This window comes from Amycolatopsis sp. Poz14, from assembly GCF_006704225.1.
GTDB classification, from domain to species: Bacteria; Actinomycetota; Actinomycetes; order Mycobacteriales; family Pseudonocardiaceae; genus Amycolatopsis; species Amycolatopsis nivea.
Genome location: NZ_JACLHD010000001.1, coordinates 5270864 through 5295385, shown reverse-complemented (window position 1 = coordinate 5295385; position 24522 = coordinate 5270864). Strand labels below are relative to the sequence as shown.

The window sequence follows — 24522 nt, the reverse complement described above, 5'->3', positions numbered from 1 at the left end:
ATGAGTGCTTCACTGCGGGAACGCGACCGGCGCTGGGAGCGGCTGCACGCCGCGATGGCGGAGGAAGGTTTCGACGTCCTGGTGGTCGCGGGCAGCGATTACCGCGGCCACAAAGGAACTCTCCGGTACGTGGCCGACTACAACCTGGCCCACCGCTACGGGTACTGCGTCGTCTTCGCGGGCGAGGAACCGGTCATGGTGCTGCCGCAGAACCTGTCCGGCGGCAGGCGGCCGCGGTCTGCGTGGGTGTCGGACTACCGGTATCCGCACGAGCTGGGCGACGGACTGGTCGAGGTCCTGAAATCCCGGCCGCGCAACGGGCGGATCGGCATCGTCGGGCTCGGCGAGATCATGAAGGTGCGCGAGTACCTCCGCCTCGCCGCGGAACTTCCGCGCGCCAAGCTGGTCGACGCGTCCGCGATGTTCGAGCGGGTGCGCGCGGTCAAGAGCGCGGAAGAACTCGCCGGAGCCGAGGAATCGGCCTATATCACCGATCGCTGCTTCGAACGGCTTCTCGAGATCGCCCGCCCGGGCATCACCGAGCGCGCGGTGGCGGCGGAAATGTATGCCACGGCGGCACTTCTGGGCGGCGAGGATCCGCTGTTCCTCACCATGTACGCCGACGACGAACCGTCCGGACCGTGCCCGACCTTCGGCGCTCCGCGCGACCGGATCCTGCACGCGCACGACGTGTTCACCTTCTCCTACGAGGTCGTCGGGCCAGCCGGGTACTGGGTCGAACTGTCCAGAATGGTCACTTTTGCACCCCCTTCCGTTGCCGTGCAACGGGTTGCGGACGCAGTCACCGCCGGGATGGCCGCCGCGGCCGCCTCGATCGGACCGGGCGTGTCCACTTCGGACGTTCAGAAGAACGTCATCCGGGCGGTCGAGGAACAGGGCGTCGAATCGTCGTACTGGTCCGGGCACGGGCTCGGGCTCGACGTCCTCGAAGAGCCGTGGGTCGGCCTCGACGTCGTCCAGAACGACAGTTCCGCGGGCGCGGTGCCGGTGCTCGGCGCGGGCATGGTGCTCGCGCTGCACCCGATGCTCTGGGAAGCCGAAACCTCGGCCATGGGCTACATGGCCGACACGCACATCGTCACCGAGCAGGGCTGCCGGACGCTGTCCGAGTTCCCGGTCCAGCTCTACCGATTGGCCGCGGGAGGCCGGAAATGACGACCACCGAAGTAGACCCCATCCTCGCCTCGGTCCTGCAGCGCCGGGTCGACGCGATCGCCAAGGAAATGGCGACGATGCTGATGCGCTCGTCGCGGTCGCCGATCTTCAACGAGATCGGCGACCTGGTGACCGTGCTGTTCGACGCGAAGGGCCGGGCGCTCGCGCAGGCCGAGTTCGCCGCGATCATCGCGTTCGGCGCGCAGCCGCCGCTGGAGTACATCATCGACTACTTCGGCGACGACCTCGCCGAGGGCGACGTGATCCTGCACAACGACGTCTTCACCGGCGGCAACCAGAACGCCGACACCGGCGTGTACCTGCCGATCTTCCACGAGGGCGAACTCGTCGCGTGGGCCGCGGCGAAGGGCCACATGGCCGACATCGGCGGCATGACCGTGGGCGGTTACAACCCGCAGGCGCGCGAGATCTGGCAGGAAGCCCTGCGGATCACCCCGGTCAAGATCCACGCGGGCGGCAAGGTCCGCAAGGACGTGTGGGACTTCGTCGGCGCGAACATCCGGATCGACTTCGTCATGCAGGACATCCAGTCCATGATCGGGGCCTGCCAGGTCGGCCGCCGCCGGCTGCTGCACGTGCTGGAGCGCTACGGGCGAGACACCTTCGACCGGCATCTCGACTACGTCCTGGAAAGCTCCGAACGCCAGGTGCGCGCCGAGATCGCCCGCTGGCCCGACGGGGTTTACCACGGCGAGAGCTGGATGGTGTCCGACGGCGTCGACGCCTCCGCCCGGTACCGGATCGCGTGCGAGATCCGGATCGAGGGCGACGAGATCACCTTCGACTTCAGCGCCACCGACGACCAGTCCCCCGGCATCGCGAACATGCCGCCCGCGTCGGCGAAGGGCGCGGTGCGGATCGTGTTCCTGATGCTGATCGCCGCGGGCGGCATCGTCATCCCGACGAACCAGGGACTGTTCGCCCCGCTCAGCACCGTTTTCCGGGAGGGCTCGCTGCTGAACCCGCGGTTCCCGGCCGCGACGATCTTCGGCAACCAGATGTGCGACGAAGTCCTCGAAGCGATCATGACCGCGCTGGCGGACGCGTTGCCGGACCGGGTCACCGCGGGCTGGAACCAGTTCATCTGCACCGCGCTCAACGGCGTCGACCCGCGCAGCGGCGGCCCGTTCGTGACGCTGACGGTGTTCCAGCGCAGCGGTCCGGGCGCGATGCGCGGAGCCGACGGCTGGGACGCGTTCGGCTTCACCGGCACCGCGGGCCAGATGCGCGCGCCCGACCCGGAGATGTTCGAACTCACGTCGCCGCATTTCCTGGAATACCACGAGTATCTGCCGGATTCGGCGGGCGCGGGCGAATGGCGCGGCGGGCTCGGCACCCGCTCGGCTTGGCGCTGCTACGGCGAGACCGAGGTCGGGGTCACGATCGGCGACGACGTCGAATGCGAGGGGGCCGAAGCCGCGCCGGGCCTGTTCGGCGGGCATCCAGCCGGGCGCAACCGGATCGTCGTGGAGTTCCCGGACGGGACCACGCATCTGTGGGGCTCCAAGGAAATGGTCGCGCTGCCCGCCGGATCGGTCGTGCGCTCGGAGAGCGGCGGCGGGGCGGGATACGGCGATCCGCGGCGCCGCCCGGCGGAGACCGTCTGCCGCGAGGTGCGCGACGGCTTGCTGAGCGCGGAACGGGCGCGGGACGACTACGGCGTCGTCCTGGCCGGCGGACCGGACGGCGGCTGGGCCGTCGACGAGGCGGCCACGGCCGCCCTGCGGAACTCGAACGGAAGGACTCACTGATGAGCGCGGCACGAAGCGGCGAGCTGCGGATCGGGATCGACGTCGGCGGCACCTTCACCGACTTCCTCGTGGTCCACCCGGACGGCAGCCATCTCGCCCACAAGACGAGTTCCGTCCCGTCCGATCCCTCGCGGGCGGTCGTGCAGGGCCTGCGGGAGATCGCGGACCTGCGCGGGCAGTCCGTCGAGGAACTGCTCGGCAGCGTCGGCACGATCGTCCACGGCACGACCGTGACCACCAACGCGCTGCTCACCCGGCGCGGCGCGGCCACCGGATTGCTGACCACCGAAGGATTCCGCGACGTGCTGCCGATGCGCGACGGCACCCGCGAGGAGGCGTACAACAACCGGCTCGAAGCTCCGGTGCCGCTCGTCCCGCGCCACCTCCGGCTCCCCGTGCCCGGGCGGCTCGACCACACGGGCGCCGAGGTGACGGGGCTCGATCCGGAAGCCGTGCGGCGCGCGGCGAAGACGTTCCGGGACGCGGGCGTCGAAGCGGTCGCGGTGAGCTTCCTGCACTCGCACGCGAGCCCGGAGCACGAGGACGCCGCCGCCGAGATCCTGGCCGAGGAACTGCCCGGGATCTACGTGACCCGGTCGAGCGCGCTGCTGGCCCAGGTCCGCTACTACGACCGGACCTCGACGGCGGTGCTGAACTCCTACGCGGGCCCGATCATCAGCCGCTATCTCGCCGGGCTGACCGAAACGCTGGAGGAAGCCGGGTTCGGCGGCCTGCTCCTGCTGATGCAGTCCAACGGCGGCGTCGCCACCCCCGCCGAACTCGCCCGCCGCGCCGCGCTGTCCCTGCTGTCCGGGCCCGCCTCCGGCCCGACCGCCGGGCTGTTCGAGGTCGCCCCGCACGGCTGGGACCGCTGCCTGACCGTCGACATGGGCGGCACCAGTTTCGACGCCGCCGTGGTCAACGACGGCCGCCCGCTGGTGATGACCGACGGCACGATCGACCGCTGGCGGATCGCGCTGCCGATGGTCGACATCCATACCATCGGCGCGGGCGGCGGCAGCATCGCGCGGGTCGACGACGGCGGGATGCTGCGGGTCGGGCCGGAAAGCGCCGGAGCCGTCCCCGGTCCCGCCTGCTACGGCCGGGGCGGCACCCGCGCGACCGTCACCGACGCCGACGTCGCGCTCGGCTACATCGACCCGAGTTCGTTCATGGCGGGCGGGATCCCGCTCGACGCGGCGGCGTCCCGGGCCGCGCTGGAACGGGACGTGGCCAAGCCGCTGGGCCTCGACGTGGTCTCCGCCGCGGCCGGGGTCTACGACCTGGTGAACGTGACCATGGCGGCCGGGGTCCAGGCGATCACGGTGCGGCGGGGGCTCGACCCGCGCGACTTCCCGATCGTGGTCGCCGGGGGCGCGGGCCCGGTCCACGCGGCGGCGATCGCGTCGGAGCTGGAGATCCCGGTCCTCGTGACGCCGCGGCAGTCCTCCATTTTCTGCGCGGCCGGGATGCTCGCCTGCGATTTCAAGCATGACTACGTGCGCAGCATTTCCGGTTCGCTGGCCGAGTTCAGCCTGGACCGGCTGCGCGAGATCTGGGCTTCGATGGCCGCCGAGGGGCGCGAAACCCTTCGCGGGGAAGGAATTCCCGAAAGCGCCGTCACCTTCGAGCCGTCGCTGGACATGCGGTACGCGGGTCAGTGGTTCGAGATCAACGTGCCGGTCGGCATCGACGGCATGGACGCGCCCGACCGGACGAAGCTGGCCGAGCTTTTCCACGCCCAGCACGACATTCTGTTCGGCTACCGGGCGGAGGACGAACCGGTCGAGGTGCTCAACGTCCGGTTGACCGCGATCGGCGCGACGCCCCGTCCGCCGCTGGATCTCGGCGCGCTCGACGCGGATCTGACCGAGGACCCGCAGATCGGCGAGCGGGAGATCTGGTCGCCGGCACGGCGCGCGATGGTGCCCGCCCGGATCATGGACGGCCACCGGATGGCGCCGGGTGCGCGGCTGTCCGGACCGGCCGTGGTCGAACTCGGCACCACTTCCCTGGTGGTGCTGGACGAATACGACCTCGTGGTCGACCCGCGCGGTTCGTTCGTGCTGTATCTCCGCGAACGCGCGCACGAGCTGGCCGACCGGCTGTCCCTCGCCGAAGACCTGGTGCTGCGATGACCGGCTTCGAGGGAACGACCGCCATCGTCACCGGCGGGGCGACGCTCATCGGCGCGGCGATCGTCCGCGCGTTCGCCGAGGCGGGCGCGCAGGTCGTGGTGCTCGACATCGACGAACCTGGCGGAACCGCGCTGGCCGGTGAACTGGGCGAAGCCGTCACGTTCCACCACGTCGACATCACCGACGACGCCGCACTCGCCCGGGTTCGCGACACGCTCGCGGCCGGTCCGGGAAAGGTCGACGCGCTGGTCAACCTCGCCTGTTCCTATGTGGACGACGGCAGCAAGTCCACCCGAGCGGACTGGCGGCAAAGCCTCGACGTCAACGTCATCGGCACGGCTCTGGTCACCACCACCCTGCTGCCCCTGCTCACCGCCTCGGACCGGCCAGCCGTCGTCAACTTCACCTCGATCTCCGGCCGCGTCGCCCAGGCCGGGCGCTGGCTCTACCCGGCGGGCAAGGCCGCGGTCGCGCAGCTGACCCGGTCGATGGCGCTCGACCTGGCCGCCGACAGCATCCGCGTCAACTCCGTCTGCCCGGGCTGGACCTGGTCCGCGGTGATGGACCGGCTGTCCGGCGGAGACCGGGAGAAGACCGACCGGGTCGCCGCTCCCCTGCATCCGCTCGGGCGCGCCGGCGACCCCGCCGAGATCGCCGCCGCGGTGCTCTTCCTCTGCTCCCCCGCGGCCTCGTTCGTGACCGGCGCCGACCTCGCGGTGGACGGCGGCTATTCGGCGATCGGCCCCGAACGCGGCGAAATCCTCATCCCCCAGCTGGCCGAGTGACCGGCCGACAAGGAGAAACCCAGTGAGCACTTTCGTGGACCGCCACGGCCTGCACACCCCGGAACAGCGCGCCGCCGCGGAGAAGAACCTCGCCGAGATCGAGGCCGCCGGGGTCGAAATGGTCCGCCTCGTGTGGCCGGACCAGCACGGGCTCCCGCGCGGCAAGTCCGTGACCGTCAAGGCGTACGCGGCGGCGCTGCGCGACGGCATGGAGATCACCATGGCGCCGTTCTTCTTCGACACCGCCAACGCCATCGTGTTCAACCCGTTCAGCCCCGGCGGCGGCTTCGGCATCCCGGAACTCTCCGGCAGCCCGAACGTGACCATGGTGCCGGACCCGGAGACCTTCGCCGTCCTGCCGCACGTGCCGGAGACCGCGTGGGTCGTGTGCGATCTGTACCTGCGCGACGGGTCGCCGTTCCCCTTCGCTCCGCGCGCGATTCTCCGGCGGCAGCTGGAAAAACTGGCCGAAGCCGGGTTCTCGCTCGTCGCCGGGATCGAACTCGAGTGGTACCTCACCCGCGTGCTCGACCCGATGCTCGAAACCGGTTCGCTCGGCGCGCCCGGGCTGCCCGGCGACCCGCCCAAGGTGGCGCCCGTCGCCCGCGGCTACAACTACCTGCTCGACGGACACCTCGACGAGATCGATGACGTGCTCCGGCCGATCCGCAAAGCAGTCTCCGCGCTGGGACTGCCGTTGCGCTCGATCGACGACGAGTGGGCGCCCAGCCAGGTCGAGACGACCTTCGACGTCCAGCAGGGCCTGGCCGTCGCCGATTCGGTGCTGTTGTTCCGCAGTGTCGTCAAGCAGGTCGCGCGCCGGCACGGTCACCACGCGACGTTCATGTGCACCCCGGCTATCCCCGGCTTCTACGCCAGCGGCTGGCATCTGCACACCTCGCTGGTCGACGCGGTGAGCGGAGCCAACGCGATGGTGCCCGGCACCGAAGCGGAGGCGCTGTCCGAGACCGGGACGCACTACGTCGGCGGCACGCTCGCCCACGCCGCCGCGGCGTCGGTCTTCACCACCCCGTCGATCAACGGCTACCGGCGCCGTCGCCCGCATTCCCTCGCGCCCGACCGTTGCACCTGGGGGCTGGACAACCGCGCCGCGATGATGCGCGTCATCGGCGGGCACGGAGACCCGGCGACCCACGTCGAGAACCGGGTCGGCGAACCGTCGGCGAATCCGTACCTGTATCTCGCCGCGCAAACCGCTTCCGGACTCGACGGCATCCTCGGCAAACGCAGCCCCGGAGCGCTGTCCGACGACCCCTACGCCTCGGACGCGCCGCAGCTGCCGACGAGCCTGCGGGCAGCGCTGGACGAGCTGGACGCCAGCGAGTTCTTCCGCGCGGAGTTCGGCGACAGCTTCGTCGACTACCTCGTACGCATGAAGCGCAGCGAGGTCGAGCGCTACGAGGCGCACGTCAACGAGCAGCCCGACCCGGCCGCGTACGCCGCCGAGGTCACCGAATGGGAGCACCGCGAGTACTTCGAACTCTTCTGACCCCGCCATCGTTTGGAGCGTCGCCAATGTCTGTCGACACACCCGATTCGTCGCCAAGAACTGTCCCCGCCGCCGCACCGCCGAAGACCGGCCTCGGCGCCGTGATCGAGGACTACGCGCTGGAAAGCGTGCCCGAATCCGCCCGCCGCGGCGGTTGGGGCCTGCTGTGGAACACCGCCGGGGCCGGGTCCACCCTCGTCGTGCTGTCGGTCGGCGCGGCCGTGACCCTCATCGCCGGGGTGGGCTGGGGCCTCGCCGTCGGAGCCGCCACCGCCCTGTTCGGCGGCGGGCTCGGCTGGGCGGTCGGCCACGTCAGCCGCGTGCAAGGGACCTCCAGCACGCTGACCGCCCGGTATTACGGGCTCGGTTCGCGCGGTTCGGTGCTTGCCTCGCTGATCTTCGCGGTGATGATCGTGAGCTTCCTGGCCTTGGAGAACGCGATGCTGTACAACGGCACGCTGTTCCTCTTCGGCTGGGCGCCGAGCCTCGGCAACGCGGTGCTGATCCTCGGGGTGCTCACCGTGCTGTGGCTCGTGCTCCCGACGTTTGGGATTTCCCTGGTACAGCGGACTTCCGGGCTTCTCACCGCCGTTTCGGCCGTGTTGTTCGTGGTCGTTGCCGGCATCGCAGTGTCCTCGTCGGGACGCTCGGTCGGCGCCATCCTCGGCTCCGGTCCCGGGGTGCCGGGATTCGCCGGGCAGGCCGACCGCGTCCAGGCGGCGCTCGCGTTGCTAGCCGGGATCGCGGGTGCGCTCGCGCTGCTGGGCGCGGATTTCGCCCGGTACGCCCGCACCAGCAAGGACGTCGGCGTGATGGCCGTCGGCGGTTCGATCGTGGTGAACCTCCTGGTGCCGATCCTCGGCACGCTGATCGTGCAGGCGGGCAGCGTGGTGGTCGGGATCCGGCTGAACAGCGATCCGGCCCTCGCCGCAACACAGCCCGGCGCGTCGGCCGAGGAGAAGGTCGCGGGCATGGTCTCGGCGAATCCCGGCGCGTTCTTCGTCGTGCTCGCCGGGGCGGTCGGCTTCGCGCTGGTGTATGCGGCGCAAGCGAAAGCCCAGGTCGTCAACGCGTATTCGGCGAGCCTGTCGCTGACGAATCTCGTCGACGGGCTGACCGGGCGCAGCCCCGGACGGCTGGTCATGCTGGTGGTCGCGAACGCCGCCGCGCTGGCGATGATCGCGGGCGGGATCCTGAACGTGCTCGCGTCCTGGCTGGACGCCCTCGGCATCCTGACCACCTCTCTGTGCACGCTGATGATCGTCGACTACTTCGTCGTCCGGCGCCGCCGTCCGGCCGGCCCCGGCGCGGTCGAGCGGGTCAACTGGGCGGGCGTGCTCAGTCTTCTGACCGCCTCCGCGCTGGCGGAAACGCTCGTGCTGAGCGGGGTCACGAGACTCGGCTTCCTCGTCGCCATCGCCACCACCGCCGTCCTCTACCCCGCGCTGCGGCTGACCGTGCTGCCGCCGGGCCGCTGGACCCGCCTCGACGGCCCCCGACCAGAAAAGGTGACCCCATGACCAGGCCGTACCGGATCGGCATCATCGGCGCGGGCTTCGCCGGGCTCAGCTCCGCCAAGGTGCTGCGCGAGTTCGGCTTCGACGTGACCGTCTTCGACAGCAGCCCGGACGTCGGCGGCGTGTGGAGCCGAACCCGCCGCTACCCCGGTCTCACCACCCAGAACGGCAAGGACAGCTACGCGCTCTCGGACTTCCCGATGCCGCGCGACTACCCGGAATGGCCGACCGGCGAACAGGTGCAGCAGTACCTGGAGTCCTATGTGGAGGAACGGAACCTGAAACCGCTGCTGCGGCTCAGTACCCGGGTCACGCGCGCCGAACTCGACGAATCCGTTCCACAGTGGACGCTCCAGCTGAAGGACATCGCCTCCGGCAAGGACCTGCCGCCGTGCACGGTCGACCACCTGGTGGTCGCCAACGGCATCTTCAGCACCCCGTTCGTGCCGGACTACCCCGGCGCGGAGCAGTTCACCGCGGCGGGCGGCCGGATCTGCAGCGTCTCCGACGTCGCCGACCTCGACCAGGTCGCCGGGAAACACGCGCTCGTCGTCGGGTACGGGAAATCGGCCTGCGACGCGGCAGCAGTGTTCAGCGGCGTCGCGGCGTCCACCTCGGTCGTCGCCCGGGAATTGCTGTGGAAGATCCCGCGCAAGCTCGGCGGGGTCGTCAACTACAAGTACCTGCTGCTGACCCGGCTCGGCGAAGGACTGTTCCGCTACCTGCGGCCGCGCGGATTCGAGCGGTTCCTGCACGGACCCGGCCGACCGCTGCGCAACGCGATGCTGGCGAGCGTCCAGGCGCTCATCACCCGCCAGCTCCGGCTCCGCGAAACCGGGCTGGTCCCCGAGGGGCCGCTCGAACGGATCGCGCGCAGCACGGTCAGCCTCGCGACGGAATCGTTCTACGAGTCGGTGGCCGACGGCCGGATCGCCGTGCACCGCGACCGCACGATCCAGCGCCTGGCGGTCCGAAGCGGACAGACTGTCGCGGAGTTGTCGGACGGGACGATCCTGCCCGCGGACGTCGTGGTCTGCGGCACCGGCTGGCGGCAGTCGCTCCCGTTCCTCGACGACGAGGTGCAGCGCCGGATCACCGACGAGGCGGGCAACTTCGCGCTGTACCGGCAGGTGCTGCCGCACGACGTGCCCGCGCTGACGTTCTGCGGCTACAACTCGTCATTCTTCAGCCCGCTCAGCGCGGAGATCGCCGCCTGGTGGATCGCCGCGCACCTCACCGGGAACCTCGACCTGCCCGCGGTCGAGGAACGCCGGGCGCAGGTGGCCGAACGGCTCGCTTGGATGGAGCGGCGGACCGAAGGCAGGCACGCGCGCGGGACCAACATCGTCCCGTTCTCCGTGCACAACATCGACGAGCTGCTCAGCGACATCGGCATCGGCGTCAGCCGCAGGGAGCGGTTCGCCGAATGGCTCCGGCCGCTCAACCCGTCCGCGTACGCCCGGGTGGGCGCGCGCCTGCTCGCCCGGCACCGCGCGTCGGGCCCCACCGTGTCCCCGGGTGCCGCGCACCCCCGAACGCAGAAGGTCGACGGATGACTCTCCAGCAAGAACCAGCCCTGGCCCCGAAATCGGCGGCGACGCGCTTCGGCCCCCTCGTCCGGCCCGACCGGGTCCACCGCACGCTCTACACCGATCCTGCCGTCTTCGCCGAGGAGATGACGAAGGTCTTCGGCGGCCGCTCGTGGGTGTATCTCGCGCACGAATCCCAGCTGCCCGAACCGCATTCGTTCCTGTCGGTCCGGATGGGACTCCGCCCGGTCCTGGTCACCCGCGACCGCGCCGGGAAACTGCACGCGGTCTTCAACCGGTGCAGCCACCGCGCGGCGACGATCTGCCGCGAGGAACAGGGCGTCGCCAAGAGCTTCCAATGTCCTTACCACGGCTGGACTTTCCGCAACACCGGCGAGCTCGTGGGCACGCCGTGGCCGCAGGGGTACGGCCCGGGGTTCGACAAAACCGAGTTCGGGCTGCACGTCGTGCCGCGGGTGGAGTCCTACCGCGGCTTCGTCTTCGGCACGCTCAACGAGGCCGCTCCGCCGGTCGCCGACTGGCTGGGACCGGCGACGACGTGGCTCGACTACTGGATCGACCGTTCTCCGGGCGAGGTGCTCGTCCGGGCCGCCGCCCACCGGATGGGCTACCGGGGCAACTGGAAACTCGCCTACGACAACGCGGGCGACGGCTACCATCCCGCGTTCTCCCACCGGTCGCTGCTCGAAATGGCGTCGCGGCTCGGCGAAAGCAAGGACATGGCCTACTTCGGCCGCACCCCGGACGACGGGCCGATGCGCACGCACATGCTGGGCAACGGCCACAGCGTCATCGACCAGCGGCCCAACTACGACGGCCCGGGCAGCTTCTGGGCCAACCAGCGGCCCCAGCCCGGCCGCGAGGCGTTCGAGGAACGGATCCGCGCCGAGCACGGGGCCGACGCGGACCGGCTGCTCGACCTGTGCGTCGGCTCGCAGATCAACCTGAGCATCTTCCCGAACCTGCTCGTCATCGGCAATCAGATCCAGGTCGTCGAACCGCTCGCCGTGGACCACACGCAGCTGACCTGGCACGCCACCGCAGTGTCCGGCGTGCCGCCCGTGGTCAACACGATGCGGATGCGCACCCAGGAGGACTTCCCGGCCTTCGGCGAACCCGACGACCAGGCGAACTTCGAGGAGGTCCAGCGCGGCCTCGCCGCCGCGGAGGCGGAGTGGGTGCTGATGAACCGCGGGTTCGGCGTCGACGGCTGGCAGGAGGTCGGCCCGGACGGCGTCGTGACCAGCACCGCGACCGACGAACTGCACATGCGCAGCTACTACCCGGCGTGGCTCGCGCTGATGGAGGAGGAAACCCGATGATGCGCCCGATCCCCGCCGAGTACGCGGACACCTCGGCCTGGTCGTACCACGTCGACGACCAGTTCTACGCGGACCTGGCCCGCGATTCGGCGGCACTGCGCGAGGACTGGCCGACCGCCGGCGCGACGGAACTGGCCGAAGCGCAGTCGTTCCTCGCCGCCGAAGCCCGGCTGCTGGACGAAGGCCGGTTCAACGAATGGCTCGACCTGTTCACCGACGACTGCCTCTACTGGGTCCCGGTCACCCCCGGCGCGGGCGACCCGCTCGCCGAGGTGTCGCACGCCTTCGACGACCGCAGGCGGCTGACCGACCGCGTCTACTGGCTGCGCACCGGCCTCGCGTTCAGCCAGATCCCCGCCTCTCGCACCCGCCGGCTGACCACGAACGTCGAGACGACTACCGATCCCGGCTCCGGCGTCCGGATGATCCGTTCGAACTTCGCCGTGCACGAGTTCCGCGCCGGGATCGCGAAAATCCACGCGGGCTGGTACGGACACGTCCTTGAGCCCGGCGAGTCCGGCTGGCGGATCCGGCTCAAGCAGGTCAACCTGCTCGATTCCGAGCAGCTGCACGAGAATCTGACGCTGGTGTTCTGAATGGACACCCGAGGAGAAACCGCGCTGCGCCACGAGAACGAGCTGCTGCGACTGCGCGTCGCCCGGCTGGAACGCGAACTGGCGGCCGCGGCCGGGGTGGTCCGGGAGGTCAAGGACCTGGCTTTCTGGGATTTCAGCCCGTACCGGGTCAGTCCCGATGCCTCGTGGCTTGCCGTGGACCGCGGCGGCGCCGAAACACTGCTGGCCGCGCTCGCGCGGGTCGACCACTGGCACCCGTGGTCGACCCGGCTCGAACCCCGCCCCCGACCCTGACTTTTCTTTCAGGAGCACCGATGCCCAAGATCGTGTTCACCCGCCCGGACGGCACCGCCCAGACCGTCGACGCCCGCCCGGGGGCGTCGGTGATGGAAACCGGGATCAAGCACGGCGTGCCGGGAATCGTCGCCGAATGCGGCGGCGCGCTGTCCTGCGCGACCTGCCACGTCTACGTCGGCGAGGAGCACCTGCCGCTCGTCGGGGCGGCGGTGGGCTTCGAGGACGAGATGCTCGACGACGCCGCGAGCGAACGACGGCCCACCAGCAGGCTTTCCTGCCAGATCGCGATGTGCGACGAGCTCGACGGGCTCGCCGTGACCGTCGCCCCGGTCCAATGAGCGCCGGGGTGCTGGTCGCCGGCGCCGGTGAAGCGGGCGTCCGGCTCGCCGCCGCGCTGCGGGAAAACGGCTACGCCGAGCCGATTCTGCTCGTCGGGGAGGAAGCGCATCCGCCGTACCAACGGCCGCCGCTGTCGAAGGCGTTCCTGTCCGGGACCGCCGGGGACGACGCGCTCGCGCTGCGTTCGCCCGAGTTCTATCAGGAGCAGGACATCACCGTCCAGACCGGTGTGCGGGTCGAGGACGCGGTTCTCGATGCGGACGGCCGGGGCACCGCCTCGCTGTCCGATGGGACGACCGTCGCGTTCGACCGGCTCGCTTTGGCGACCGGGGCGCGGGCGCGCACGCTGCCGCTTTCCGGTTCTGACGTGCATGTCCTGCGCAGCCGCGACGACGCGGTCCGGCTTCGGCTCGCGCTGGAGCATGCCAAGCGGGTCGTCTTGATCGGCGCGGGTTTCATCGGGCTCGAAATCGCCGCCGTGGCCCGGAAACGCGGCATTGAAGTCGTTGTCCTCGAACAACAGCCGCGGTTGCTGAGCCGGGTCGCCGCCGAACCGCTGTCGGAGTTTCTGCTGTCCGCGCATCGCGGCTGGGGCGCCGAGTTCGTCCTCGGTGCCGGAGTGGCCGCAGTCGAGCCGGATGGCGTGCGATTGGCGGACGGGGATTTCGTCGCCGCCGACACGATCATCGCCGGGGTCGGTGCGGCTCCGGAAATCGGCCTGGCCCAACGCCTGGGTCTCGCCTGCGACCGCGGGGTGCTCGTGGACGCCTTCTGCCGCACCAGCAACCCCGCCGTGGTGGCGCTCGGCGACTGCGCGGCCCAGCCCCATCCGCACCGGCCGGGCGCGTCGCTCGGGCTGGAATCGGTGCAGAACGCGGGCGACCAGGCCCGGGCCGCCGCCGCGACCCTCACCGGAAGGCCCGCGCCGCCGCGCGCGGTCCCGTGGTTCTGGTCCGATCAGGGCGACCTGAAAATCCAGATCGCCGGGGTTTCCGACGGACACGACCGGTACGTGGTGCGAGGCGGCGAAGGCGGACTGACCGTCCTGTACTACCGCGCCGGGTCGCTCATCGCGGCCGACGCGGTCAACCGGCCGGGCGACTTCATGGCGGTGAAACGCGCGCTGGCCGCCGGGAAGACGATCGCGCCGGAGAACGTCGCGGACCTGGAGCGCCCGCTGAAAACCCTGGTGACGGAGGCCTAGAGCGCGTCGCGGCCACGCTCCCCGGTGCGGACGCGCACGACCGTCTCCACCGGGGTCACCGACGAACACGGCCGGTACGCCGTGCGAGGCCGCGGACTGACCGTCCTGTACTACCGGGCCAGAACGCCGCAGACCCGGCACGGCCGTTGAAAACCCTGGTGACGGAGGGCTAGAGCGCGTCGCGGCCACGCTCCCCGGTGCGGACGCGCACGACCGTCTCCACCGGGGTCACCCAGATCTTGCCGTCGCCGATCTTGCCGGTGTGCGCGGTGTCCAGCACGGTCCGCAGCGCGGCGTCGACCTGGTCGTCGTCGAGCAGGATCTCCAGCCGGTACTTGGTGATGAAGTCGACCTCGTACTCCGCGCCCCGGTAGATCTCGGTGTGGCCCTTCTGCCTGCCGTAGCCGCGGACCTCGCTCACCGTCATCCCGGCGATGCCCAGCTCCTGCAGGGCGATCCGGACGTCGTCCAGCACGAACGGCTTGACCACGGCGGTCAGCAGCTTCATCGGGTCTCCTCGCGCGCGGGCCGGTGCGATCCCGGTCCGCCGGCGAGCGCGCTGCCCCGGCGTCCGGACTGGACTGCCAGCTCGTACGCCCCTTCGGCGTGCTCGGCCTCGTCGACGCCGTCGATCTCGGCTTCGCGGTCGATCCGGAATCCCATGAACTTGTGCATGACCCAGCCGAGCAGGAGGGTCACTGCCAGCGAATACCCTAGTACCGCCAGAGTTCCGACCGCTTGGCGCCACAGCTGGTCGAAGCCGCCGCCGTAGAACAGGCCGTTCACGCCGCCGGGAGCCACGCCTGCGGTCGCGAAAAGACCGATCAGCAATGTCCCGGCGAACCCGCCGAGCCCGTGCACCGCGACCACGTCCAGGGAGTCGTCGAAGCCGAACTTGTACTTGAGGCTCACCGCGAACGAGCACACGACCCCGGCCACGATCCCGATCGCGGCCGCGCCGAGCGGTTCGACGTAAGCACAGCCGGGCGTGATCCCGACCAGCCCGGCCACCGCGCCGGACGCGGCGCCGAGGGTCGTCGGCTTCCCGTCGCGGAACTGCTCGACCAGCAGCCAGCCCAGCACCGCGGCCGCCCCCGCGACGGTCGTGTTCAGGAACGACGTCGCCGCCGAGCCCTTCGCGACCAGCGCGGACCCGGCGTTGAACCCGAACCAGCCGAACCACAGCAACCCGGCCCCGAACATCACGAACGGCAGGTTGTGCGGCCGGACCGCCTGCTTCGGCCAGCCGTGCCGCCTGCCGAGCACGAGCGCCAGCGCCAGCGCGGCCGCCCCGGAGTTCACCTCGACGACGGTGCCGCCCGCGAAGTCCAGCACGTGCAGCTTGGCCGCGATCCAGCCGTCGGGAGCGAAAACCCAGTGCGCCACCGGGATGTACACGAGGGTGGTCCAGACGACGGAAAACACCGTCCACGTCCAGAACCGGGCCCGCTCGGCGATCGCACCGGCCAGCAGCGCGACCGTGATGACCGCGAACATCATCTGGAACGCCACGAACGCGTACAGCGGCACCTGGTTCCCTGCGGGCCCGACCGTCTGCTCGGCGAGCCCGTGCAGCCCGGCCAGCCGCAGAGTGCCGAGCAGCCCGCCGAACCAATCGGGTCCGAACGCGAGCGAATACCCGTAGAACACCCAGATCAGGCCGACGGTGGCGAGACAGACGAACGTCATCGCCATCACGTTCAGCACGCTCCGGGCGCGCACCATCCCGCCGTAGAACAACGCGAGGCCGGGCGTCATCAGCATCACCAGTGCCGCACTGCCCAGCAACCACGCCGTGCTTCCGGTATCGACCACGCCTCAGACACTCCTCGTCTCATCGCCCGGCCGCTGGAAGTTAACCGGGCGGTGTTACCGGAATGTTTCCGTCGTGCTTCCGCTAGCGACCCGCGGTCCGGCGAATCGGGCGTATCGGAGCGAAAGGACGGCGAGGAGACGGAATTAGCGCGCACTGCGGCATAAACGGATCCGGGGTGGTGCTGACGCGGAGGCCCGCACCACCCCGTGGCGAATCAGCGCAGGAATCCGTCCACCAAGGCGAAGGTCCCGTCCGTGGCCTCGACTTGCGGAATGTGTCCCGCGCCGGGCACGATCGCGACCTTGCTGCCGGTGATCCGGGCGGCGAACTCGTCGGCGTAGACCGCCGGGATCAGCTTGTCCTGCTCGCCCCAGACGATCTGGGTCGGCGCGCTGATCCGGTGCAGGCGGCGTTCGAGGCCTTTGTCCGGGATCGGCCAGACGAACTTGCCGGTGCAGCCCAGCGCCCACACCAGGCCCGCGCCCGCCGCGATGGCCTCCTCGGGATCGTCCGGCGGGGTCAGCATCGCTCGCGCCGCTTCCCCGTCCGGGTCGGCGAACAGCAGCTCCGGCAGCGAGGCGGGCGGCGCGGCGATCCAGTTCGCGACCGGATGCTCGTCCCGCCAGAGGCCGATCGGGTCGAGCAGGACCAGCCGGGAGAACCGGTCCGGGTAGGCGGCGGCCAGTTCCGCCGCGAGCATCCCGCCGAAGGACTGTCCGATGAGGACCGGGGCGCCGATTTCCAGTTTTCGGATCGCCTCCTCGTAGATGAGCACGAGCTGCCACAGGTCGTCGATCTTGTGGACGGCGTACGGATCGGCGGGCGAAGTGCCGGGGAATTCGGGGGCGTAGACGGTGAAGTCCTGGGCGAGGCGCTCCAGGAACGGGTCCCACGCGAGCCCGGCGGCCGGGTGCAGGTAGACCAGGCCGGGGCCCTGGCCCGTTACCTTGACCCGGAGCTGGATCTCGCCGCCCCAGACGTCGACGGTCTTTTCGGTGAGGTCGAGGGTGCTGGTCATGCGAGGGCTCCTGTCAGGCGGGCGGAATCGGCCAGCGGCGTGCCGCCGAGTCGTTCGGGCCACCAGTGGTGCCGGTAGCCCTCTTCGGTCCACAGTTCCTGCAACCGCGGCATGACCGCGCTGGCGAACAGGTCGATGTTGTCCTTCGCCAGTTCGTGCGGCATGGAGCCGAACTGCAGCATCGCGTGCAGGTTGCCGATGCGGTATTCCCGCGCGTAGGCGAGCAGCTGTTCGGCGACGGTGTCCGGCGAACCGCAGATCACCGAGCCCGCGTCGACCAGTTCGGCGAAGGTGGCGGTGCGCATCTTGCTGTAGATGCCGAAGTCGCCGGGGTCGCGCATGATCGCTTCGACGCCGCGGATGTCGATGCCGCCGGGCAGCGCGAGCCGTTCCATCGGGATGGAGCCGATGCCTTTGCGGAAGAAGTACTCCGCGTGCTTGGCATACAGCGCTTCGGCCTTCGCGTCGGTGTCGGCGACGCAGACGGTCTGCATGAAGCCGAGGCGGTACGGGTTGGCGTCCTTGCCGAGCCGGTCGGCGATTTCCCAGAACCGGTCGAAGATCCGGCGGCCGGTGACTTTCAGGCCGAACCAGCCGAAGTAGTTGAACCCGAATTCCCGTTCGAGCGTCATCTGCATGGTGCGCGGGTTGCCGATGCCGGTGATCCACACCGGCGGGTGCGGGGCCTGCTGCAGCGGGCGCGGCCAGATGTTGACGCCGGGGTACTGCCCGAACTTGCCGTTCCACGGGAAGGCGCCGCCCTGGTGCGTCCACGCCTTCAGCACCAGTTCGAGGTTTTCGTCGAACCGCTGCCGGGTCTGGGCGGGCGGGACGCCGTTGTTGAGGTTGGCGTCGTAGGCGAGGCCGACGGGGAAACCGCTGACCAGGCGGCCGTTCGACATGCAGTCGAGCATGGCCAGTTCTTCGGCCGCGCGCAGCGGTTCCCGGCTCTTTCCGAGCGACCGGCCGACCGGGTAGATGGCCGTCTCGATGTTCTCGGCCTCGGTGGCGTAGGCGAGGGCGGACTCGATGATGTCGGGGTTCGGCGCCATGTCGTAGGAGCTTTGGCCGTGCTCGGTGACGGCCAGGCCGTCGAATCCCGCGCGGGCGGCGTGCATCAGCTCGTCCATCGCTTCGCGGAACGCAGCGGCGACGTGCTGCGGTTCGGTGACTTCGTGGTACGGGGTGGTGATGACGGATTCGAACCGCTGCTCGAAGTCCTCGGCGAGCCGCCGGTACGGAACCTGTTGGAAGTACGTGACTTTCACGGTGTTCTCCAGTTCGTTCGAAGGTCAGATGTCGAGCGGTTCGCCGCAGTTCCCCGCGTCGGACAGGGCATGCAGTTCGTGCACGCGGCCGACCCACGCGCAGGCGGGCCGCCCGGCGAAGGCCGCCGTGCGCGGCAGCTGCGGCAGTTTCAGGCCGGAGCGGCGGAATTCGCCGCGGTGGAACGTCAACGGTTCGAGCCGGCGGGCGTCGTGGCAGGCGACCTCGCCGAGCACCAGCACGTGGTCGCCGCCGTCGTAGGTGCGCCACGGCCGGCATTGCAGCCACGCCGCCGCACCGGTCAGCCGCGGCGGCCCGGTTTCCGGTTCGTGCCAGGACACCGCGCCGTTCCGCGGTTTTCCCGCGAAGTGCAGGGCGACGTCGAGCTGGTTGGCGGCGAGGATGTTGACCGTGAACTCGTTGCCGGTCAAGCCTTCGCACGCCCGCGCCTGCCGCGCCACGGACACGAGGACCAGCGGCGGATCCATCGACACCGACGTGAACGAGTTCATCGTCGCGCCGCGCGGCTGCCCGTCGGCGTCGCGATAGGTGACGACGGTGACGCCGGTCGAGAACTCGCCCAGAACCGTGCGGAGCCGTTTCGCGTTGCCCGGTGCGCGCATAGTGGTCATGTCGTTTCTCCGGTCAGGTCACGACGTTGAGGAAGTCGGGGTCGAGTTCGCGGTGGGTGTAGTTGATGCCCTGCGCGGCCTTGTCCATCGTCCACGTGATGGTGCGGAAATCCGGGCCGGTGCGGTAGCCGCCGGCGAAGACCTCGTTGCGGTTGCCCGCCGGGTCGAAGAAATAGATCGTCTCGCCCCGGGTGATGCCGTGCCGCGCCGGCCCGAAGTCGATGGGCACGTCGTGCATCGAGAACAGGTCGCCCGCGCGCAGCAGGGTGTTCCAGTCGTCGACGTGGTAGGCGAAGTGGTGCAGTTTTCCCTGCTCCCCCTTCACGAACGCGATGTCGTGCGGCTGTTCGCCGCAGAACATCCACGAGCCGACCAGTTCGTCGTTGTCCGCGCCGCCGACCAGCCGTTCCGCCGCCCGGAAGCCGAGCACCTCGGAGAAGAACCGTTCCAGCAGCGCCGGGTCCTCGGTGGTGATCAGCGTGTGGTCCAGACGCGGCACGCCGATGCCGCGCAGTCCCGAACGCGGCCAGGGATCGGGATTCCAGTTCCCGGTCGCGTTGCCGAGATATTCGACGTCGCTGTACAGCTCGAGGGTGTGTTCCGATGGCAGCGTCAGCCGCAGGCCGTCGCCGACGCCTTCGTTGTCGCCCTTGCTCATCCGCTCGACCCGCACGCCGAAGGACGCCGCGCGGCGCTCGAATTCGTCGAGGTCGCCGGACTTCTCGACCTTGTAGCCCAGTTTGACCAGGCCGACGCCGCCCTCCTCGAGAACGACCGAATGGTGGTCGTGCTCGTCCCAGGACTTGAGGTAGAGCCGCCCGTCCTGCTCGGCGACCTGGTCCATGCCGAGCGTCTCGCGGTAGTGCTCGGCCGAGCCCGGCAAATCGGTGACTCGCACGTGGACGTACCCGAGTCTGATCACACCCATGTTCGCTCCCGGTTTTCAGCTGGCGGGCCGGAAAGCTCCGAAGACCCGCGTCAAAGCGTCCTTTTCGGACAGCCGGACGACGACCTCGCCCTCGGGCCGTGCCCGGCAGGGAAGGCATTTGCCCGCGGCGCGCTCCTCCGCGCTGAGCGCGGATTCGGCGACCGGGACGGGATAGCGGACCTGGCCCTCGACCAGATCGGCCTTGCAGGCGCGGCATCCGCCCCGGCGGCAGCAATAGCGCGTCCGGTAGCCGTGCCTGCGGACCGCGTCCACGATCGACTCTCCGCTGTGGACAGTCAGCCGCACGCCGGCGGGAAGGATCCGCACCGCGCCGGAGACTTCCGGTTGATCGCTCATCGCACACCCCGCCTCGTCGTCGAGTCGATTCGTTCGCGCTGTCCGACGGACTGTAGGCGGGCTCCCGGGCCCATTTCGATCCGTTGCGCGCGAGGCTCATCCAGTTCGCGCAAGCATTTGTGCACTACCGCACGCAAGCCGTTGCCCAGCAGTTCTCGCGCGTGTCAGATTCGCAACAGCCAGCCACTGACGTAATGGAAAAAGGAGTTCGCGATGACCGAAGAATCACCCGAGATCGGACTGACGGTCGACGTGCACGGCGTCGCCACGAACTATCACGACCAAGGCTCCGGCGATCCGGTGCTGCTGATCCACGGCTCTGGCCCCGGCGTGTCCGCGTGGGCGAACTGGCGTCTCGTCCTGCCCGAACTCGCGAAGCGGCACCGGGTCGTCGCTCCGGACATCCTCGGCTTCGGCTACACCGAACGGCCCGAGGACGCCGTCTACGACGCCGAAAGCTGGCTGGAGCACCTCGTCGGCTTCCTCGACGCGCTCGGCCTCGACCGGGTGTCCGTGGTCGGCAACAGCTTCGGCGGCTCGCTGGCGCTGCGGCTGGCCACCCGGCATCCGGACCGGGTCGACCGGCTCGTGCTGATGGGCAGCGTCGGCGTGCACTTCCCGATCACCCCGGGACTGGAAGCGGTCTGGGGCTTCGAACCGTCCGTGGAGAACATGCGCCGCCTGCTCGACGTGTTCGCCCACGACCCCCGGTACGCCACCGACGAACTCGCCGAACTCCGCTACCGCGCCGCGACCCGGCCGGGCGTGCACGAGGCGTACGCGGCCATGTTCCCGGCCCCGCGCCAAGACAAGGTCGCGGCCATGGCCGTCCCCGAAGACGCCATCGCCGTCCTCCCGCACGAAACGCTCCTCGTGCACGGCCGCGACGACCAGGTCATCCCGCCCTCGACCAGCTATCGGCTGCTCGATCTGATCCCGAACAGCCAGCTGCACGTGTTCGCCCGCTGCGGACACTGGGTCCAGATCGAACACGCCGCCGCCTTCGCCGCGCTTGCGGACGCCTTCCTCTCCGGGGCACTCTGAACCACGCCCCGTCACCACGTGGACAACGACGACTGCGCCAGGTGATCACCATGACCGCGACACCGAACCGGCCGCTCCCCCGGACTTCGCCGAGGTGGGCCACCGACGTCGTGCGCACCGCCGACCGGGACGAGGCCCAGCGGGAGATCTCCGAGGTGTTCAGCACGCACACCCTCGAGGTGGCCGGCCCCGGGGCGGACCTCGACGTCGCGCTCCGGGCCCGGCGCACCGAAGACCTCACCATCGCCGACATCCGGCACGGCACCGAGGTCGTGGTCCGCCCCGGCCGGCTGCACTCCTACTACGAGATCAACGTCCCGCTCCGCGGCCACACCCTCTCGCAGTGCGGACCCGACGAGATCGAATCCGGCCCGGGGCGGGCGGCCGTGCTCACCCCGACCGAGGAATCGAGCATGCGCTGGAGCGCCGACTGCGCCCAGCTCGCGGTCAAAGTGAGCAGGCAGGTGGTCGAGCGGACCGTCGAGGGCGTGCTCGGCTGCCCGCCCGACGAGGCCGTGCACTTCTCGATCGGGTTCGACCTCGCCGACGGACCCGGCCGCAACTGGCTCCGCGCCGTCATGCTGCTGCGCGACGCCGTCGACTCCGACGCCCCCGACCTGGTCCTGCGCCCGCTCGAAGAACTCGTCGTCGGCCAGCTCCTCGCCGCCCAGCCCAACAACTTCTCCGACCGCCTCCTCCGCGGCGCCGCCCGCCCGGCCCGGCCCCATCTCCTGTCGCGCGTCATCGACGTGATCGACGCCGACCCCGCCGCCGCGCACACCGTCTCTGCCCTCGCCAAGGTCGCCGGGACCAGCGTCCGGTCCTTGCAGGCCGCCTTCGCCGAGCATCTCGGGCTCACGCCGATGGAATACCTCCGCCGAGTACGGCTGTCCCGGGCGCATCAGGATCTGCGGGAGGCGGTTTCCGGCGACGGTCTTTCGGTCGCCGACATCGCCTTCCGCTGGGGATTCGGGCATGTGCCCCGCTTCGCCGCGGCCTATCGGGAACGCTACGGCCAGCTGCCGTCGCAAACCCTGCGCACGTGATCCGGGCGTGGGCGGGACACTCGCGTCCCGCCCACGCGTTCCGGACTAGCCGGCCAACAAGACGATCAGCACGGCGCACAGCCCGAGACAGTAACTCTCGAAAATGACGCGCAGCCGCCGCGGCGCGTCTTTCAGCTCCATGAAGTAGAGCCCGATGCAGCGGACCTTCAGGAAGGCGACCGCGACCACCGCGATATTCGCCGCCGTGGCCGACGAGAAACCGTGGCCGCTGCCCAGCCAGAACGACAGACAGGTGACGATGATCAGGCCCAGCCAGACAAGGAACACCCTGTTGCGGCCGGCCGAACTTCGTTCGCCGATCTCAGCCTGGGTCACGATTCGCGCTCCTTCGCTTCGCCCGGGCTGATCACGGCCTTCACCGCGTCGCCGCGCTCGACGGCGTCCAGCGCGGCATCGGCTTCCGCGACATCGAACCGGTGCGTGATGATCCTCGCCAGCGGAATTGTTCGTTCGAGCCGCGCGGCCAGATTCATCGCCCGGTAGTAATGCTCGGGCTGGGCATAGCACGAGCCCACGATCCGAAGGTTCTTGTGCACGACGACGGTGGGGTCGATCGAGGCGGCACCGTGTCCTGACCACAGCCCGATCAGCAGATAGCACCCGTTGTGCCCGGCGAGGTCGACGCCCTCGCCGAACGCGGACAGCACCCCCGCGGCTTCGACAACCAGCCGCGGGCCGCGCGGACCGCACAGTTCGGCCACCCGTTCCCGGCGGCGCTCCGCGTCGACCGACAGCGGAATCGTCGCGGTGGCACCGAGTTCGCGTGCGGTCTCGAGGCGGTTTTCGTGCTGGTCGATCACCACGATCGTGCGCGCGCCGCGCTGCCGCGCTACCAGCACGGCGGACAGGCCGATCGGACCGGCCCCTTGGATGACGACACTGTCGACGACGCCGGGGAGCCCGGCCCGGTCGAACCCCTGCAGAACCGCCGGCAACGCACACCCGAGCGCGATGACCGCCTCCGGCGAGGCGCCGTCGGGTATGCGGTACACCGCCATCCCCGACGGAAGGGTGACCAGGTCCGCGTAACTGCCCCAGCCCGGCTGATCGGCGGGGTGGAACCAGGCACCGTGCGGGCAGGAGGAGAAGTCTTTTTCGACCGTGCAGTAGTAGCAGCGGTGACAGGGCGGTATCGGGCACCAGTAAACCGCGTCGCCGGGAACCAGCTCGACACCCGCCGCGTCGTGAGTTACGCCGGCACCCAGTTCCTCGACCACGCCGGTTCCTTCGTGGCCGAGCACGACCGGGAACGGGAGGCCGAAATCGCCGCGACGCAGGTGGACGTCCGTGCCGCAGACGCCGCCGAGCAGCGTGCGCGCCAGGATCTGCCCGGGTCCGGGCGGCGGCACCTCGATCCGCCCGCTGTCGACCGGGCCGCCGCCTTCGGCGAGGACGGCGACGCGGCTCGCGCGTGCCTGCCCGGTCACAGCCGCACCAGCCCGCCGTCGGCCATGATCGTCTGGCCGGTGACGAAGTGCGAATCCTCGCTGGTGAGGAACAGGATCGTGCCGACGACGTCGTCGGCTTCGCCGATCTTCTTGATGGCTTGCCCCTGCGAGACGATCTCCTGCAGGTCCGGCGACACGGCCGACACGACTCCCGGGGTCCGGGTGAGGGTCGGGCCGACCGCGTTAACGGTGATGCCGTGGGCCGCGACGTCGTTCGCCAGCGCCCGGGTGAATCCGATCGCGCCCATTTTGCTGGCCATGTACGCGGAGAGCCCGGGCACGACCAGGCCGATCGAGTTGGAGGTGAGGTTCACGATCCGGCCCCAGCCCGCATCCTTCATCGACGGCAGCACGGCCTTGGTCATCAGGAACTGCGAATCCAGGTTCACCGTCAGCACCTTGCGCCACGTCTCGTAGGTCAGGTCACCGATGTCGACGAACGGGTAGATGCCGACGTTGTTGACGAGGATGTCGCAGCGTCCGTACCGTTCCCGGACTTCGTCGCCGATCTCCCGTGTCCGGTCCGGATCGGACACGTCGGCGACCAGTCCGAGGGCTTTGTGGCCGGATTCGGCCAGCTGGTCCAGCGTCTCGGCCGGTTCGGCGATGTCGACAGCGATCACTGACGCGCCCCGGTCGGCGAGCTGGCGGCAGACCGCCTGCCCGATTCCCCGCGCGGCTCCGGTCACGACCGCAACGCGATTCTGGTGCGATTTCATCGGATCTCCTGGATTTCCTTGAGTGTTCGAGACAGGTTTTCC

Annotated in this window: 25 protein-coding genes; 15 read left to right on the top strand and 10 right to left on the bottom strand. The window is 70.0% G+C overall.

From position 1 onward, the window contains the following. Genes FKO37_RS25160 through FKO37_RS47235 form a run of 13 tightly spaced genes read left to right on the top strand, consistent with a single transcriptional unit; the run spans position 1 to position 14335 of the window. The gene (locus tag FKO37_RS25160; protein ID WP_238605974.1) at positions 1–1176 is read left to right on the top strand and encodes a Xaa-Pro peptidase family protein; all 1176 of its coding nucleotides are present in this window, start codon (positions 1–3) and stop codon (positions 1174–1176) included. Then, positions 1173–2948 (top strand): hydantoinase B/oxoprolinase family protein, encoded by a 1776-nt coding sequence (locus FKO37_RS25155; RefSeq protein ID WP_037805840.1) that lies wholly within the window; start codon positions 1173–1175, stop codon positions 2946–2948. Before FKO37_RS25160 ends, FKO37_RS25155 begins: the two co-directional genes overlap by 4 nt. Beyond that, positions 2948–5086 carry a hydantoinase/oxoprolinase family protein gene (locus FKO37_RS25150; protein WP_238605973.1) on the top strand — a complete coding sequence of 713 codons (2139 nt, stop codon included), beginning with the start codon at positions 2948–2950 and terminating at the stop codon, positions 5084–5086. The genes FKO37_RS25155 and FKO37_RS25150 overlap by 1 nt, the downstream gene beginning before the upstream one ends. Beyond that, entirely contained in the window at positions 5083–5871 is a 789-nt protein-coding gene (locus FKO37_RS25145; protein WP_037805835.1) for an SDR family oxidoreductase, read from the top strand. The genes FKO37_RS25150 and FKO37_RS25145 overlap by 4 nt, the downstream gene beginning before the upstream one ends. Before the next feature lie 22 nt (positions 5872–5893). Continuing rightward, the gene (locus FKO37_RS25140) at positions 5894–7381 is read left to right on the top strand and encodes a glutamine synthetase family protein (protein ID WP_134661562.1); all 1488 of its coding nucleotides are present in this window, start codon (positions 5894–5896) and stop codon (positions 7379–7381) included. A gap of 26 nt (positions 7382–7407) precedes the next feature. Beyond that, positions 7408–8901: a hypothetical protein gene (locus FKO37_RS25135; protein WP_238605972.1), complete on the top strand. Its 1494-nt coding sequence runs from the start codon at positions 7408–7410 to the stop codon at positions 8899–8901. Then, positions 8898–10454: an NAD(P)/FAD-dependent oxidoreductase gene (locus tag FKO37_RS25130; protein ID WP_238605971.1), complete on the top strand. Its 1557-nt coding sequence runs from the start codon at positions 8898–8900 to the stop codon at positions 10452–10454. The genes FKO37_RS25135 and FKO37_RS25130 overlap by 4 nt, the downstream gene beginning before the upstream one ends. Further along, positions 10451–11770 (top strand): Rieske 2Fe-2S domain-containing protein, encoded by a 1320-nt coding sequence (locus FKO37_RS25125; RefSeq protein WP_238605970.1) that lies wholly within the window; start codon positions 10451–10453, stop codon positions 11768–11770. Before FKO37_RS25130 ends, FKO37_RS25125 begins: the two co-directional genes overlap by 4 nt. Continuing rightward, the gene (locus FKO37_RS25120; protein WP_238605969.1) at positions 11767–12366 is read left to right on the top strand and encodes an aromatic-ring-hydroxylating dioxygenase subunit beta; all 600 of its coding nucleotides are present in this window, start codon (positions 11767–11769) and stop codon (positions 12364–12366) included. The genes FKO37_RS25125 and FKO37_RS25120 overlap by 4 nt, the downstream gene beginning before the upstream one ends. Further along, positions 12367–12639, top strand: coding sequence for a hypothetical protein (locus FKO37_RS25115; RefSeq protein WP_051728488.1), 273 nt, complete (start codon positions 12367–12369; stop codon positions 12637–12639). 20 nt (positions 12640–12659) lie between these two features. Then, positions 12660–12980, top strand: coding sequence for a 2Fe-2S iron-sulfur cluster-binding protein (locus FKO37_RS25110; RefSeq protein WP_238605968.1), 321 nt, complete (start codon positions 12660–12662; stop codon positions 12978–12980). Between the two features lie 8 nt (positions 12981–12988). After that, complete coding sequence (locus FKO37_RS25105; RefSeq protein ID WP_238605967.1) at positions 12989–14185, top strand: FAD-dependent oxidoreductase; 1197 nt, start codon at positions 12989–12991, stop codon at positions 14183–14185. A 24-nt stretch (positions 14186–14209) separates the two neighbouring features. Continuing rightward, entirely contained in the window at positions 14210–14335 is a 126-nt protein-coding gene (locus tag FKO37_RS47235; protein ID WP_255807037.1) for a hypothetical protein, read from the top strand. Positions 14336–14354: 19 nt separating this feature from the next. On the opposite strand, the gene FKO37_RS25100 is transcribed toward FKO37_RS47235, so the two are convergent. The 7 genes from FKO37_RS25100 to FKO37_RS25070 form a co-directional block, all read right to left on the bottom strand. Beyond that, positions 14355–14693: a P-II family nitrogen regulator gene (locus tag FKO37_RS25100; protein WP_037805822.1), complete on the bottom strand. Its 339-nt coding sequence runs from the start codon at positions 14691–14693 to the stop codon at positions 14355–14357. After that, entirely contained in the window at positions 14690–16000 is a 1311-nt protein-coding gene (locus FKO37_RS25095) for an ammonium transporter (RefSeq protein WP_037805820.1), read from the bottom strand. Before FKO37_RS25095 ends, FKO37_RS25100 begins: the two co-directional genes overlap by 4 nt. Before the next feature lie 215 nt (positions 16001–16215). Beyond that, a complete protein-coding gene (locus FKO37_RS25090) occupies positions 16216–17019 on the bottom strand; it encodes an alpha/beta fold hydrolase (RefSeq protein WP_238605966.1) in 804 nt (267 codons plus the stop codon). Further along, positions 17016–18287, bottom strand: coding sequence for an LLM class flavin-dependent oxidoreductase (locus tag FKO37_RS25085; protein WP_238605965.1), 1272 nt, complete (start codon positions 18285–18287; stop codon positions 17016–17018). The genes FKO37_RS25090 and FKO37_RS25085 overlap by 4 nt, the downstream gene beginning before the upstream one ends. A gap of 24 nt (positions 18288–18311) precedes the next feature. Next, on the bottom strand, positions 18312–18917 hold the full coding sequence (locus FKO37_RS25080; protein WP_238605964.1) for a flavin reductase family protein: 606 nt from the start codon (positions 18915–18917) through the stop codon (positions 18312–18314). A gap of 13 nt (positions 18918–18930) precedes the next feature. Further along, complete coding sequence (locus FKO37_RS25075; RefSeq protein ID WP_238605963.1) at positions 18931–19845, bottom strand: catechol 2,3-dioxygenase; 915 nt, start codon at positions 19843–19845, stop codon at positions 18931–18933. Positions 19846–19860: 15 nt separating this feature from the next. Continuing rightward, positions 19861–20202, bottom strand: coding sequence for a 2Fe-2S iron-sulfur cluster-binding protein (locus FKO37_RS25070; protein ID WP_238605962.1), 342 nt, complete (start codon positions 20200–20202; stop codon positions 19861–19863). Positions 20203–20415: 213 nt separating this feature from the next. Here FKO37_RS25070 and FKO37_RS25065 point away from each other — a divergent pair, with 213 nt between their 5' ends. Both FKO37_RS25065 and FKO37_RS25060 read left to right on the top strand, forming a co-directional pair. After that, on the top strand, positions 20416–21246 hold the full coding sequence (locus FKO37_RS25065; protein WP_238605961.1) for an alpha/beta fold hydrolase: 831 nt from the start codon (positions 20416–20418) through the stop codon (positions 21244–21246). Between the two features lie 50 nt (positions 21247–21296). Then, positions 21297–22292, top strand: coding sequence for an AraC family transcriptional regulator (locus FKO37_RS25060; RefSeq protein ID WP_238605960.1), 996 nt, complete (start codon positions 21297–21299; stop codon positions 22290–22292). Between the two features lie 45 nt (positions 22293–22337). Here FKO37_RS25060 and FKO37_RS25055 read toward each other — a convergent pair whose 3' ends face one another. The 3 genes from FKO37_RS25055 to FKO37_RS25045 are packed head-to-tail and all read right to left on the bottom strand — an operon-like array spanning position 22338 to position 24480. Continuing rightward, positions 22338–22628, bottom strand: a complete 291-nt coding sequence (locus tag FKO37_RS25055; protein ID WP_199817145.1) for a cytochrome C oxidase subunit IV family protein — start codon at positions 22626–22628, stop codon at positions 22338–22340. Further along, positions 22625–23740, bottom strand: a complete 1116-nt coding sequence (locus tag FKO37_RS25050; RefSeq protein ID WP_238605959.1) for a zinc-binding dehydrogenase — start codon at positions 23738–23740, stop codon at positions 22625–22627. Before FKO37_RS25050 ends, FKO37_RS25055 begins: the two co-directional genes overlap by 4 nt. After that, the gene (locus FKO37_RS25045; protein WP_238605958.1) at positions 23737–24480 is read right to left on the bottom strand and encodes an SDR family NAD(P)-dependent oxidoreductase; all 744 of its coding nucleotides are present in this window, start codon (positions 24478–24480) and stop codon (positions 23737–23739) included. Before FKO37_RS25045 ends, FKO37_RS25050 begins: the two co-directional genes overlap by 4 nt. Positions 24481–24522 lie beyond the last annotated feature (42 nt).

Coding starts and splice junctions, on each gene's coding strand:
- FKO37_RS25155 (WP_037805840.1), top strand. CDS start 1,173: ATGACGACCACCGAAGTAGACCCCATCCTCGCCTCGGTCCTGCAGCGC.
- FKO37_RS25110 (WP_238605968.1), top strand. CDS start 12,660: ATGCCCAAGATCGTGTTCACCCGCCCGGACGGCACCGCCCAGACCGTC.
- FKO37_RS25115 (WP_051728488.1), top strand. CDS start 12,367: ATGGACACCCGAGGAGAAACCGCGCTGCGCCACGAGAACGAGCTGCTG.
- FKO37_RS25130 (WP_238605971.1), top strand. CDS start 8,898: ATGACCAGGCCGTACCGGATCGGCATCATCGGCGCGGGCTTCGCCGGG.
- FKO37_RS25060 (WP_238605960.1), top strand. CDS start 21,297: ATGACCGCGACACCGAACCGGCCGCTCCCCCGGACTTCGCCGAGGTGG.
- FKO37_RS25160 (WP_238605974.1), top strand. CDS start 1: ATGAGTGCTTCACTGCGGGAACGCGACCGGCGCTGGGAGCGGCTGCAC.
- FKO37_RS25100 (WP_037805822.1), bottom strand. CDS start 14,693: ATGAAGCTGCTGACCGCCGTGGTCAAGCCGTTCGTGCTGGACGACGTC.
- FKO37_RS25045 (WP_238605958.1), bottom strand. CDS start 24,480: ATGAAATCGCACCAGAATCGCGTTGCGGTCGTGACCGGAGCCGCGCGG.
- FKO37_RS25120 (WP_238605969.1), top strand. CDS start 11,767: ATGATGCGCCCGATCCCCGCCGAGTACGCGGACACCTCGGCCTGGTCG.
- FKO37_RS25080 (WP_238605964.1), bottom strand. CDS start 18,917: ATGACCACTATGCGCGCACCGGGCAACGCGAAACGGCTCCGCACGGTT.
- FKO37_RS25070 (WP_238605962.1), bottom strand. CDS start 20,202: ATGAGCGATCAACCGGAAGTCTCCGGCGCGGTGCGGATCCTTCCCGCC.
- FKO37_RS25125 (WP_238605970.1), top strand. CDS start 10,451: ATGACTCTCCAGCAAGAACCAGCCCTGGCCCCGAAATCGGCGGCGACG.
- FKO37_RS25135 (WP_238605972.1), top strand. CDS start 7,408: ATGTCTGTCGACACACCCGATTCGTCGCCAAGAACTGTCCCCGCCGCC.
- FKO37_RS25145 (WP_037805835.1), top strand. CDS start 5,083: ATGACCGGCTTCGAGGGAACGACCGCCATCGTCACCGGCGGGGCGACG.
- FKO37_RS25065 (WP_238605961.1), top strand. CDS start 20,416: ATGACCGAAGAATCACCCGAGATCGGACTGACGGTCGACGTGCACGGC.
- FKO37_RS25150 (WP_238605973.1), top strand. CDS start 2,948: ATGAGCGCGGCACGAAGCGGCGAGCTGCGGATCGGGATCGACGTCGGC.
- FKO37_RS25090 (WP_238605966.1), bottom strand. CDS start 17,019: ATGACCAGCACCCTCGACCTCACCGAAAAGACCGTCGACGTCTGGGGC.
- FKO37_RS25075 (WP_238605963.1), bottom strand. CDS start 19,845: ATGGGTGTGATCAGACTCGGGTACGTCCACGTGCGAGTCACCGATTTG.